This is a genomic window from Chelonobacter oris, assembly GCF_000772535.1.
Classification (GTDB): Bacteria; Pseudomonadota; Gammaproteobacteria; order Enterobacterales; family Pasteurellaceae; genus Chelonobacter; species Chelonobacter oris.
On the sequence record NZ_JSUM01000003.1, the window covers coordinates 229947 to 242960 of the forward strand.

Genomic DNA, 13014 nt, shown 5'->3' on the forward strand with positions numbered 1-13014 from the left:
TTAAGAAACCGTAATAATAATCCGTAGTCAGTTGCCATTTTTAATACAGTCGGCTAGAGCGTCGTCGATTTTGTCAAAGCGGAACTCAAATCCGGCTTTCAGTAAACGGCACGGCAGAATATTTTGGCTGTCGAGCAATAATTGTGCGCGCTCGCCGAAAACCAGTTTCAGCATAAATTCAGGCACTAAAGCAAAGTGCGGTCGCGTGAGGATTTTCCCCAATGTGCGGTTAAATTCACGGTTGCGCACCGGATTCGGGCTGCAAAAATTGAAGGCACCTTCACAGGTCGGGTGATTGAGCAAAAATTCGATGGCGGCAACCATGTCGTGCAGATGAATCCACGCCCAGTATTGTTTGCCCGATCCCAGCTTTCCGCCCAAACCGCACTTGTATAACGGCAACATTTTTGTCAAGGCACCGCCGCGGGTGGAGAGAACGTTGGCGGTGCGAATCAGGCAGGTTCGACTGTCGGCTTGACGGGCGGCATGTTCCCACGCCGCACAAAGGCGGGCGGGGAATTGCGATCCTTTCGGGTTCTCTTCACTGACCGCACTTTCGCCGTTGTCGCCGTAATAGCCGACCGCCGAACCGGAAATAAAACTATGCGGCGGGTTTTTACCGGCATTGATTAATTCGGTCAGGCGTTCGGTGATTTTAACCCGACTGTCGATCAAGCGTTTTTTTTGCTCGTCTGTCCAAGCGTTGTCAAAAATCGGTTCGCCGGCAAGGTTGATCACGGCATCATAGTGATCGAAATTGGAATAGCTGTTCAACGTCGGGACAAAATCGATATCCAGCCCTTTGAAGCGGGAGCGGGCACGTTCGGGATTGCGTGTTAACAATGTCAATTCATGACCTTGTGCGAGTAAAGCGCGGGTCAACGGTTGCCCGACTAAGCCTGTACCACCGGTAATAAATAATTTCATCGTAGCCTCCTGTGTGCCGAAGAGAAAATTATAGAGATGTTTCGAACAAGTGTTGAATGTTAGACATCAATTGCGCCATCTCGGTTCCGCGTGTCGGGGTGACAAATACGGTATCGTCGCCGGCAATCGTCCCCAGAATGCCGTCGTTTTTGCCGATGGAATCCAACAGCCGGGCGATCAATTGCGCACCGCCCGGACTGGTGCGGATCACGATCACCGCCGCATTGTAATCAATATCCAGTACCAGATTTTTTAACGGGCTGCTGGTGTTGGGCAGGCTTAATTCCGGCGGCAGACAGTAGACCGTCTGCATTTTGGAATTGCGGATTCGTACCGCCCCGAATTTTGCCAGCATACGGGATATTTTCGATTGATTCACCTGATTGAAACCCATGTGTTGCAGTGCTGCAACGATTTCGCTTTGTGAAGCGTATTTTTCTTCTGCCAGCAAATTGCGAAAGGCATAGGTCAGTGAGTCGTTTTTGTTTTCAATATTCATTAAATAGCGTCTCTATGCAGAAAATTTGCATAGATAGTGCATATTCTTCAGTGGAAAAGCAATGGAATTTTAGTAATTTTGCGATATGCAACCACTATTTGCGAAAAATATGCTCAAGCTCTCAATATTGAATTTATCCGTTTGAATTACAAAACTAAACACAATACACTTAGCGGGAGTTAAGTCATTTAATTTATTATATATAAGGAGTTTATGAATGAAAGTAGCAGTTTTAGGGGCGGCCGGCGGTATCGGTCAAGCATTGGCATTATTGCTTAAATTACAATGTCCGGCCGGAACGGAACTTTCGCTTTATGATATTGCCCCGGTGACGCCGGGCGTTGCCAAAGACATCAGCCATATCCCGACAGCCGTGAAAGCGGAAGGGTTTGCCGGTGAAGATCCGACGCCGGCGTTGGTCGGTGCGGATTTAGTGTTGATTTCGGCCGGTGTGGCAAGAAAACCGGGTATGGATCGTTCCGATCTGTTCAATATCAATGCGGGCATTATCCGCAATCTGATTGAAAAAGTGGCGGCAACCTGTCCGAAGGCCTGTGTCGGGATTATCACCAACCCGGTCAATACCACTGTAGCGATTGCGGCGGAAGTCTTGAAAAAAGCGGGTGTTTATGACAAAAATAAATTATTTGGTGTAACCACCTTGGACGTTATCCGTTCTGAAACTTTCGTCTCCGAATTGAAAGGTATTTCACTGGATAAAATCAACGTACCGGTTATCGGCGGACACTCCGGTGTTACCATTTTGCCGTTATTGTCGCAAGTAGAAGGCGCAAGTTTTAGCGATGAGGAAATTGCCTCTTTGACCAAACGTATTCAAAATGCCGGCACCGAAGTTGTGGAAGCCAAAGCCGGCGGCGGATCGGCAACGTTATCGATGGCACAAGCGGCAGCCCGTTTCGGGGTTTCAGTTCTGAAAGGCTTAAGCGGTGAAAGTGCGGTTGAGTATGCTTATGTTGAAGGTGACGGCAAATATGCACGTTTTTTTGCCGAACCGGTGCGTTTAGGCAAAAACGGCGTGGAAGAAATCCTGCCGATCGGGCCTTTGAGTACATTTGAGGAAAAAGCCATTGCCGATATGCTGCCGACCTTGAAAGCGGATATCGAACTGGGCGAGCAGTTTGTGAACAGTTGATTTGATTTTTGTTGGTATTCAGTTTAAACAAAACCCGGCAAGCCGGGTTTTTTGCGTATTATTGGTTTTTTTCCCACCATCTGTCCTGCGGTAAATTTTCCAGTGTAAAAGTCTGTCCGATTTTGGGTGTTGCCGTGGTGATCGGTTTGTCTTTTGCCGCAGCGAGAAAGCGGATAATCGGATCTTGCCAAGTGTGGTAAGCCAAGTCGAATTTAGCCCAGTGGATAGGAACGGCGACGTTGGTTTGCAGATCGAGTGCGGCTTGTACCGCCTGTTCCGGTGACATATGAATCAATGCCCAGTTCGGATCGTAAGCGCCGTTTTCCACAAATGCCAAATCAAACGGCCCGTATTGTTCGGCGATTTCACGGAAATGTTTGCCGTAACCGCTGTCGGCATTGAAATAAAGTGATAAATTCGGCGATTTAATCACCCAAGAGCCCCAAAGCGTACTGCTGCGGGTGTTGAAATTGCGTCCGCTGAAGTGGCGAGCCGGTGCCAAAGTGAGTTTTAATTCGCCGTTGACGGCAGGCACGGAAACACTGTCGTACCAATCCAGCTCCGTCACTTTTTCATCGGCAATGCCCCAGCGCTGTAAATGTCCTTTAACGCCGAGCGGCACGTAATAATGGCCGACCTTGTGATCGATTTCCCGAATAGCACGTTGATCGAGGTGATCATAATGATCGTGTGAAATCAGGACAATATCGAGTGGCGGTAGAGCGGCGGTTGTGGTCGGATTACTCACTGCAAACGGTTTGCCGCCGAAAAAGAGTGGAGAAGCGCGATAAAAGACCGGATCGGTGATAATGGTCAGATCCGCCGTTTTAAACAGCACGCTCGAATGTCCGAACCAAGTGAAGCTGTTATTGATTACCGCACTTTTGTCCAGCGTAACACTGGGTAAAGGTTGCGACGGCTGCTTGCCTTCAGGCGGATTGAGAACGGAACTCAGCCAATCAATCATCGAAGGTTGTTTTCCATCGGTGCTTTGGATCGTGGTTGATTCCTGATTAAGGAAAATTTCGCCGTTAAAATTCGGTGAAGCGGCGATTTTAGCCTGACTGGCGGCATCCGGTTTACCGCCGAAAACCGGAGCAAAGTAAACATATGCTGCGAGAATCGCCGCTAAGATCACCGCGATCAACGCCGTCCATTTTAAGATTATAAATAAGATTTTTAAGAGCATCATCATTTGTCCGAGTATCAATATATTATGGTGAAAAATACAAAGTGCGGTTCATTATAAAAGAAAAGTCGGCACTGTAAATTCACAATTACGGATTTTATTATTACCGAACCGGAAATAATCCATCACGATTTGTTTCAGCGCCGAAATGCCATGACCGCACTTAAGCAGGCAAACAGAGCAATGATCCACGCCATTGTCCACGGTGTGCCGTCGGATAACCAAGCAAGCAGCAGCGAAGAGACAATACCGCTGCCGTATTGTAGTGATCCGATCAGCGCCGAGGCTGCACCTGCCGTTTCCGGCACGCCGTCCAGTGCCGCTGCGGTTGCTGTGGCGGCAATAATGCCGTTGGTTGCGAAAAAAATAAAAATCGGCACAATGATGCCGACAATCCCTCCGATTTGCCATTTGGCAAAAACGGCCAGTAATAAGGCGGCCGACACGGCGATAAATGTGGCGGCACGGAGCAGGGTATCGAGGCTGAATTTTTTGACCAGCGTACGGTTGAGAAAACTCACTGACATCACACCGATAATATTCAACGCAAACAGCCAACCGTAATGTTGTGCCGCAACACCATAATAGCGAATATAGACAAACGGCGAGCCGACAATAAAAGCATAGGCCGCCACATAAAAAAAGGTGATACACCAGGTGTAGCGCATAAAGTGGCGATTGCACAGCAACAGGCGGTAGTTCGCAAAGCTGCCCGACAGCGATCCGACGCCCCGTTTTGCTTGCGCTAAGGTTTCCGGCAAGAAAAACAGTGAAGCCAGCATCAGCCCGCCAATTGCCGCCAACAACCAGAAAATAGTATGCCAACTGCTGATTTTCAACAGTTGCCCGCCCAGCAGAGGGCCGATAATCGGGGCGATAGCCATAATAATGGTCAGGGTCGAGAGCATTTGTGCCGCACGGGTGCGCGCATACAAATCGCGAATCATGGCGCGTGCCAGCATCGGCGCAGTACAGGCACCGACCGCCTGAAAAATTCGCCAGAAAACAATTTCATCGATCGTTTGTGACAGGGCGCAGCCGACAGAGCCGATTATGAATAAAATCATGCCGATAAAGAGCGGTTTTCGCCGTCCGATTTTGTCACTAATCGGCCCCCAGATTAGTTGGGCAACGGCAAAACCGATCAAAAAGCCGGTAACGGTCAATTCGATGTTGCCCTGCAAATCCTGCTGCATTTGCGGCATGGCGGGCAGGTATACATCGGTTGACAGTGAAGTAAATGCCATTAAGGCACTTAAAATCAGTACAAAGCGGATACCGATCCGATTGTTAAGCGTATTCACGATTCATTAACTCCGCATAAAGCCGATGGCTTGCAGCCACTGTTCGGTTTGGGTGGTTGCCGAAGCCGGCAGCTGGTCGACAACGTCGTTTTGTCCGCGTCCGCCGCCTTGAACCGCCAGCGCGGGCAGAATTTCCGTATTGGGACAAATCCGCCGCAGTGCCTGCTCAATGCCGGCAATACCGCTCATGGCATGGGTATAAAACGGGGCGATCGTTTTGCCGTCAAAATCCTGTTGTTGCATAAACGGATAGAGGAAACGGGGCAGATCCATCGCCCAGACCGGATAGCCGAGAAAAACGGTTTGATAGGAAGAAAGAGTCGTAATGCGCTGAGTCATCGCAGGGAAAATCGCGCGATCCCGTTGTCGACGGTTAACCTCGACAACGTCATAATAGTCGGCAGGATAAGGCGTGGTCGGGATAATTTCAAATAAATCGCCGCCGGCTTGTCGATGGATAATTTTTGCCAGCGTACGAGTGAAACCGGTACGTGAAAAATAGGCAACCAGTATGTTGCCCGTCGAGGAAGAGCGATTGGCGGCATGTGCGATCGGCAGGCAGGCAAACGCAGCGCCTGTTAAGATTGCCGCTCCGCCCAGCAGTAATCGACGGCGGCTTGAAGTGCGGTTTGCGATAAGTAAATTGTTCATTTTTGACTCCTGATAGACTACGGGCGGCTTAAGGGCTCCTGATTTGGCAAACAGCATACCAACGCTTTATTGCGTTGGGCTACGGCAGTATTCTGCACAATATTCACCGTCCGTCTTTTTGCCGAAACAGTATCAACCAGACTAAAAAACGCGTGCTATATGCAAAAAAGATTAAAATAGCAAAGAAATCCCAATAAAACAGCCACTTGGATTCTTCCGAATCAAAGAAGGCAAAGGTAACCTGCAAAAACAGATACGGCAGTAATTCACGCTGAAAAAAGGCATATAAACCGTAAGTGGCGATCACCGCCCAAAGCAACGGCAAAATGCGTGTGGCAACAAAAGAGACGGCCGGCAATTTGCAGATTTGATGAAAAAAACCGGCCAGCATTTTCCAGTGCATACCCAAATGAATACCGAGTAACAGTTGTAGCCAGTGCACGCCGGCCATATGGGTTTCCCGCACCCAATCGGCATTACTGTGAATCGGCAGATCGGGCAGCACATATTGCGACAACATCAAACCGCTGGTCATGGCGGCGGCAAAGGCGACAAAAACCAAGACATTGACACTCGTCTGTAAAGTGCGATATGCCGAATATTCGCCTTTGAACAGCTTTTTAAACCAGTAGAAATCCAAACCGTTATGCAACAGAACACCGAGCAGAAATGCTACTCCGAGCCATTCGTGGATTGCTTCGCCCCAGAGGTGATAGCCCATCAGCGACAGTAAAAGTGCGGTCAGGGCGGTATCATGTACGACTTGGAGGATATATTTCGTTTTCATCGAATTATTGTGCATAGCCGAGTTGTTTGACCCATTCCACAATATCGCTTTCGGCATTACCGATACGCTCACGGGAAATCGTCAGCCCCTGTGTATTCAGTTTTGCATTCGGTTGCAAGCGCCCCATATCACGGATCGTGTTTAAAAAACGGCTACCGCCGTGAGTGGAAAACGGAATGACGGTTTTGCCGCTGAAATCGTTTTGTTCCAGAAAACTGTATAAGGCAACCGGAAAATCATACCACCAGATAGGGTAGCCGATAAATACAACATCGTAATTCGACAGATCGGGCAGTTTGGGTTGTAATTGAGGACGGAAATTACGACGTAATTCATCTCTGGCTTGATCCAACAGCGGATCGTGTTCTTTCGGATACGGCTGTGCGGTCTCGATTCGGAATAAATCGCCGCTGCTGGTTTTTTGGATAACTTGCGCCATATATTCGGTGCTGCCGACCCGCTCGCCGTTTTTTAACAGCACACTGGCGCCGGATGCTGCATCGGCACCGTTCAGATCAACATTTTCCATATGGGAAAAGTAGCTGATTAAAATCCGTTGCGGGTTGCTGCCGCTCCGTTGGAGATCGGCGAGCGCCGAATGTGTCGTTATCGTCAGTGCCAACGGCAGAATAAGATTTCGCAAAAAAGAGGTGAATGTCAGCGTTTTCATCGTGAACTCCAAATATCAATGTCAAAGTGCGGTCAGGGATTTGATGACACTTTAGCAAAGATTATTTCGCTTGATTAGCTGTTACAGACAACATACGCCTATGAATTTTGTTCATTAATGACCGGATCAAAGCGTGAACAATATCACGTTATTTGCCGTTGCAGCGCTTAAAAAACGGCAGTATGCTATTTAAGCGGTTAACGGCAGATCCTTGAGTGAGGAATATATGGCGGATAAAAAGACTTATTATGAGATTTTGGGCGTTGCCAACGATGCAGGTCTCGGCGAGATCAAAAAAGCATATCGTAAGCTGATGCGTCAGTATCATCCTGATGTCAGCACCGAAGCCGATGCGGATGAAAAAACCAGTGAAATCAACGTTGCTTATGAAACCTTAAAAGATGAACGTAAGCGGGCGGAATATGATGCGATGTTGGCGAATCCCTTTGCAGGGCAGCAGGCGGGCGGATTCGGTGCGGATTTTGATCCGCGACGCTACGGCTATGAGAGCCATGATTTCAGCGGCAGCCATTTTGGCGAAGGACAACCGTTCGGCAGCGGCGATTTTCGGTTTGATGATATTTTCTCGGCGTTCGGGCATGCCGGACGGCACGGTTTCAGGGCTTCACAGTCGAATGAGCCGATCCAAGGGGAAGATCAACATGCAGAATTGAGCATTGATATTGCCGCCGCCTATCAGGGCAGTGAACGCACCTTGAGTCTGGATATGCCGACATTAACGGCGGACGGAAAAATGGCTTATGCACGTAAAACCCTGCATGTGAAAATTCCGAAAGGCATTCTCGAGGGACAGCAAATCCGTTTGCGCGGACAAGGTTTACCGGGCTTTAACGGAGGCGGCAACGGTGATTTATATTTGAACATCCGTTTCCGGCAGGCGGAGAACCTGTATGTGGAACAGCGCAAGGACGTTTGCCAACGAATTGATGTGATGCCGTGGACAGCGGCGCTCGGCGGAAAAATGGCGGTGGAAACGGTTGCGGGAAAATTCAGTGTCAATATTCCGCTTAACAGTCGTAACGGACAGCGCTTGCGGTTGAAAAGTAAAGGGATTCCGGCAAAAGAGCGTGGTGATTTGTATCTGATTTTGAATATCGTTCTGCCGCAGGTTGAAAGTGAGAGCGATAAAGCGGCGTGGCAGCATTTGGCGGATTATTACCAGAATACGAAAGGATAAACATATGAACCAAGAGCAAGATATTCAACTGACTTTCGATGAAATTGTACGTGCCTGCGATAACAATGTTGATTGGGTGGTCAGCGTGATTGAAGAGGAGATCATTTCGATTCACGGCAATCCGCAACAGGCAAGTTTTAGTGGCTTCCAGCTTGCCCGCTTGCGCCGCGCACACCGAATCAGTCGTGATTTTGATGCCGGCGCAGCGGCAACGGCGCTGATTTTACAGTTGCTGGACGAACTGGAAGTTTTACGTAAGGGCTGATGCGGTTGGCGGCTGAAATAAGCAGCGTGTTACAGCCGCCGAGCTTGCCGCCAATAACGCCGTATTTTGTCTACAGTAAGATTAAGCCGGTTTACTGATCCCCAGATTTTCATTTATATACAGCGTCGGCTGTGTAAACAGACGGTTGACAAAACTGGCAATGCTGCGGCGTGAAACCGCACTTCCGCTTTCCGGCTCGCCTTTGCGAGTCAACATATAGTCCACCTCATTGTTATGGGTGAACCAATCCGGGCGCAGAATGGTGTAGTCCAGCCCCGAATTTTCGATCAAATCCGCCAAAGTACGGTACGGTTGCAAAATCGATTGCAACGGCGAGTTGTAAATGCCGATTGAACTGATGGCGATAATCCGTTTTACACCGTGCCGCCGCATTGCATGCACAATATTGGCGCCCATGCTGGCCAGATCGCCGGCCAGATTGAGATAGACAATATCCTGCCCGACAACCGCTTGCTGTACATCGGCGGCATTCAGGGCATTGCCTTCAATCACCTTTGCCGTTTTCGGCAGATTGTCAGGTAAGCGTTTTTTATTGCGCACAAACAACGTCAGGGCAATATCCTCTAATTTTTGTGCTTCTGCAATCACATAGTGTGCCAGACTGCCGCTTGCACCGAAGATAATGATTTTTTTCATGTTGTTTCCTTATTGTGTTGATTTGCCGATTTTTCGGATTATGTGGTCAAAATCCAGTGTAACAGGATTGATTTCGTCGGATTAGTCGGCTAAATTGAAATGTGCTTATGAACGTTATTCATAAATCAAGGTGGAAAGCGATGAAAGAGAATCTGAACGATTTGCGCACCTTTTTACTGGTGGCGAGAGAGGGAAGTTTCACCAAAGCGGCGGCACAGCTGGGGGTGTCGCAATCGGCATTGAGCCATGCAATGCGGGCGATGGAAGTGCGGTTGGGCGTTAAATTATTAGTTCGCACCACCCGAAGTGTTTCCACCACCGATGCCGGCGAGCAGTTGCGTCAGCGGTTGGCGCCCTTGTTTGACAATATCGATGAAGAGATTCAGGCGTTGGGGGATTTTCGCGGCGGAGTACGCGGCAACTTACGAATTGAAGGAACGGATCTGTCGTTTAGTTTGCTATGGGAAAAATTTGCGGATTTTATGCGCAATAATGCCGAGGTCTCGCTTGAATTCGGCAGCCATATCGGTTTTAGCGATATTGTGGCGAAGCGCTTCGATGTGGGGATTCGTTTGGGCGATGATGTGGCAAAAGACATGATTGCGGTGCGTGTGGCGCCGGATTTGCAAATGTGTGTTGTCGCCGGTGCCGATTATCTGGCAAAATGCGGTACGCCGACAACGCCGTATGATTTGAGCGAGCATAATTGTCTGGCGCTACGCCTGCCGACCCACGGCGGGTTGTTGGCATGGGAATTCGTTGATCAGAAAAACGGCGGCAAGCCGCTGGTGATCCATCCGCAGGGCAATATGATCAGTAATACCAACGAGTTGCTGAAAAAAGCCGCCGGTGATCAGTTCGGGCTGATGTGGGCGCCGCGGTATTCGGTTGAAAACGAAGTGCGGTCGGGCGCACTGATCTCGGTGTTGGACGATTGGGCTATCAGTTATCAGGGAATGCATCTGTATTATCCCCATCGCCGTGCCGACTCACCGCTCTTTCGTGCCTTGGTCGACGCTTTGCGTTGGCGTGGCTCGGCGTAAACTAAAGCGGCAAATGAATAAAGAATACCAACAGAATCGGCACCAGAATATTGATGATAAATCCGTAGCTGATCGCCAGTGGAACAACCTGCATACCGCCGGAACGCTGGATCACCGGCAGCGTGCAGTCAAGTGCGGTTGCACCGGTGATGCCGACGGCGGTAGAACGGTGGTGCCGCATGAAAAACGGCACCAGAAACAAACTTAATATTTCGCGTGACAGATCATTGAAAAATGCGATACTGCCGAATACCGGCCCCCATGCATCGTTGATCATCACGCTGGAGAGGGAATACCAGCCGATACCGGAGGCTATCGCCAGCCCTTGCGACAACGGCATACCCAATAGACTTGCCGCCAACATGCCACCGAATAAGGCGCTGACGGTGACGATAATCGAAGTATAAATACCGCGTTTGTTGAACAACACTTCGCGCAGTCCGATACCGTTATTGCGCAGCTGAATTCCGATCAGGAAAATCAGCATAACTAAAACATAGGTGCTGCTGTTGAGCGGAACCGCCAGATGTTCTTTGCTGAAAAAACCGAGAATAAAGCCGATCAGCACCATTGACGACATCATCAACGAATCAAGCATCAGCCGTAAACGGGAAGGCATATCTTCGCCGTGGTGTTGTAACGGGCGCGGGGAAATTTTATCGTAGATGAGTAACGAGATGATATTTAATCCCATAATGACGGCGATAAAGGTCAGCGCTGAAACGGCAATAACCGGCAGTTGAACCGCCAGATCGTCCATTTGCCCAAGGGACAGCCCCATAATCAGCAAAATCAAATAGAGCAGCAGCATCACGGCCGTGTTAATTCTGCCGAGCCAAACTTTGTTGTGTGTTTTGATTAAATAGCCGAAAAACATCGGCCCCAAAACGATTAATAATCCACCAATCATCATGACCTCTTTCTAGTAAATGGGAATTATAACGAAAAAGATGCGCTTACACATATTAATGATGTGTTTTTTTTAGTAAGCTGTTTTGGCAGACAGCCCGAAATCCAAACCGAGGTCAATATGTATTTAAAACAAGTCGATATTGTTGGTTTTAGAGGTTTGAATCGTTTATCTTTGCAGTTGCGCTCCAATATGGTGCTGATCGGGGAAAACTCTTGGGGGAAATCAAGCCTGCTGGACGCATTGAGCTTGATTTTAAATCCTGAAAAGCGCCTTTATCAGTTTAAAGCGAGTGACTTTCACCTTGCGCCGGAAGAATATCAGGCACTTTCAGCGGAAAATCCAATTCCCGAACGGAATCACCATTGCATGGTGCTGTTCACCTTTAGCGAAAGTTTTCACGGCGAAAAGAATCGTGAAGAATGCCGCAGTTACCGCCCTTTGTTTTCCGATCATGAGGACGGCTATGCCCGAATTTATATGCGGCTGAGCGGAGAATTGAACAGCGCCAGCGCCGGCACCACCTACTCTTTTCTTGACGGACAGGGCGATCAAATTCATCTGCGTGATGCACGCAAATTGGTGTCGCTTATCATATCCCGCCATCCGGTGTTTCGTTTCCGTGATGCCCGCTTGCAGCGCCATTACCATACCCTGCGCCCGTTTTGTATTAAGGGCGAGTGCGAAGGTGATATTTTGCGTGACGAAATTCATTCGGTCGCCGTCTTGCTGCAATATTATTTTTTAAATAATCAGGATCGGTTTATGTGGCAGCGGCAGATGCACGATCCCGGCAAAATGTGGGGGCAGGTGAAATCATTGTGCCAACGTTTGATGGAAGACGACAGCGGAAGTTTGAAAAAGCGGGTGCTGTATTATCTCTCTTCCATGTTCGAACGCGGCAAAGGCATTAGATTCAGTAAACAGACCAGACCGATTATTTTGTTTGAAGATTTGGAAACGCGTTTGCATCCGCGTATGGTGGCAATCGGCTGGGAGCTGGCCAGCCATTTGCCGATTCAGCGGGTTACCACCAGCAATTCGGTCGAGCTGCTGGCGTATGTCCGCTTGGAGCATATTTGCCGTTTGGTACGCTATCAACATCAAACTAAAGCCTACCAATTGGCACGACGGGATTTGGGTAAAGAAGATATGCGCCGTTTGAGTTTCCATGTGCACTACAACCGCAGTCTGGCACTGTTTTCCCGCATTTGGGTCATGGTTGAAGGGGAGACGGAAGTCTGGATTTTGACCGAATTGGCGCATTTGCTGAATATCAATCTGGAAATGGAAGGGATTCGGATTATCGAATTTGCACAAAGCGGATTGCGACCGTTAATCAAATATTGCAAAAAAATGGGTATTGAATGGTTCGTCCTGACTGACGGCGACAGTGCGGGCTGGAAATATTCCGATACGGTAAAAAGTTTGATTGAAGACAACGAATCGGTTTACAGCCGCCTTTTAACCCTGCCGAAAAGAGATATTGAACATTTCTTTTACAGTGAAGGATTCGAAAATGTGTTTCACCGCTTGGCGAATTATGTGCCGCACCGCAATCAGGTGGTCGGCAAAATCATTCAGCGTGCGATTCAACGCACTTCCAAACCGGATTTGGCGATTGCGCTTTCCGATGAAATGACAAAGCGCGGAGTGAACTCTATCCCACTGTTGTTCAAACAAATGTTTTATAAAATTATGCAGCTGTCGAAGGCGCAGGAAAGTGGCTAGACCGCACTTTCATCTCGCAGACCGATCGTC

General features: G+C 48.8%; 14 protein-coding genes. 5 read left to right on the plus strand and 9 right to left on the minus strand.

Annotation, left to right across the window (positions count from 1 at the left end; genetic code table 11):
• Positions 1–27 precede the first annotated feature (27 nt).
• On the minus strand, positions 28–927 hold the full coding sequence (locus OA57_RS02455; protein ID WP_034612973.1) for a TIGR01777 family oxidoreductase: 900 nt from the start codon (positions 925–927) through the stop codon (positions 28–30).
• 28 nt (positions 928–955) lie between these two features.
• Positions 956–1426, minus strand: a complete 471-nt coding sequence (argR, locus tag OA57_RS02460; protein ID WP_034612976.1) for a transcriptional regulator ArgR — start codon at positions 1424–1426, stop codon at positions 956–958.
• A gap of 217 nt (positions 1427–1643) precedes the next feature.
• On the opposite strand from argR, the gene mdh reads away from it, so the two are divergent.
• Positions 1644–2579 (plus strand): malate dehydrogenase, encoded by a 936-nt coding sequence (gene mdh / locus OA57_RS02465; RefSeq protein WP_034612979.1) that lies wholly within the window; start codon positions 1644–1646, stop codon positions 2577–2579.
• A 58-nt stretch (positions 2580–2637) separates the two neighbouring features.
• Here mdh and OA57_RS02470 read toward each other — a convergent pair whose 3' ends face one another.
• From OA57_RS02470 to OA57_RS02490, 5 genes are all read right to left on the minus strand, one after another.
• Complete coding sequence (locus OA57_RS02470; protein WP_052122351.1) at positions 2638–3717, minus strand: MBL fold metallo-hydrolase; 1080 nt, start codon at positions 3715–3717, stop codon at positions 2638–2640.
• A 188-nt stretch (positions 3718–3905) separates the two neighbouring features.
• A complete protein-coding gene (locus OA57_RS02475) occupies positions 3906–5072 on the minus strand; it encodes a multidrug effflux MFS transporter (RefSeq protein WP_034612985.1) in 1167 nt (388 codons plus the stop codon).
• Positions 5073–5078: 6 nt separating this feature from the next.
• Entirely contained in the window at positions 5079–5723 is a 645-nt protein-coding gene (locus OA57_RS02480) for a flavodoxin (protein WP_052122340.1), read from the minus strand.
• Positions 5724–5826: 103 nt separating this feature from the next.
• Positions 5827–6510, minus strand: a complete 684-nt coding sequence (locus tag OA57_RS02485; protein ID WP_034613573.1) for a DUF4405 domain-containing protein — start codon at positions 6508–6510, stop codon at positions 5827–5829.
• A gap of 4 nt (positions 6511–6514) precedes the next feature.
• Complete coding sequence (locus tag OA57_RS02490) at positions 6515–7180, minus strand: flavodoxin (protein WP_034612987.1); 666 nt, start codon at positions 7178–7180, stop codon at positions 6515–6517.
• Positions 7181–7406: 226 nt separating this feature from the next.
• Between OA57_RS02490 and OA57_RS02495 the strand changes: the two genes are divergently transcribed.
• Both OA57_RS02495 and OA57_RS02500 read left to right on the plus strand, forming a co-directional pair.
• Positions 7407–8378, plus strand: coding sequence for a DnaJ C-terminal domain-containing protein (locus tag OA57_RS02495; protein ID WP_034612988.1), 972 nt, complete (start codon positions 7407–7409; stop codon positions 8376–8378).
• 4 nt (positions 8379–8382) lie between these two features.
• Positions 8383–8643 (plus strand): chaperone modulator CbpM, encoded by a 261-nt coding sequence (locus tag OA57_RS02500; RefSeq protein ID WP_034612990.1) that lies wholly within the window; start codon positions 8383–8385, stop codon positions 8641–8643.
• 81 nt (positions 8644–8724) lie between these two features.
• Here OA57_RS02500 and OA57_RS02505 read toward each other — a convergent pair whose 3' ends face one another.
• On the minus strand, positions 8725–9300 hold the full coding sequence (locus OA57_RS02505; RefSeq protein WP_034612993.1) for an NAD(P)H-binding protein: 576 nt from the start codon (positions 9298–9300) through the stop codon (positions 8725–8727).
• A gap of 140 nt (positions 9301–9440) precedes the next feature.
• On the opposite strand from OA57_RS02505, the gene OA57_RS02510 reads away from it, so the two are divergent.
• Entirely contained in the window at positions 9441–10343 is a 903-nt protein-coding gene (locus OA57_RS02510) for a LysR family transcriptional regulator (RefSeq protein ID WP_034612997.1), read from the plus strand.
• Between the two features lies 1 nt (position 10344).
• Here the strand turns inward: OA57_RS02510 and OA57_RS02515 are convergent, their stop codons facing one another.
• Complete coding sequence (locus OA57_RS02515) at positions 10345–11253, minus strand: lysine exporter LysO family protein (RefSeq protein ID WP_034613000.1); 909 nt, start codon at positions 11251–11253, stop codon at positions 10345–10347.
• A 120-nt stretch (positions 11254–11373) separates the two neighbouring features.
• Here OA57_RS02515 and OA57_RS02520 point away from each other — a divergent pair, with 120 nt between their 5' ends.
• Complete coding sequence (locus OA57_RS02520) at positions 11374–12984, plus strand: DUF2813 domain-containing protein (protein WP_034613003.1); 1611 nt, start codon at positions 11374–11376, stop codon at positions 12982–12984.
• The last annotated feature ends 30 nt before the right edge of the window (positions 12985–13014 follow it).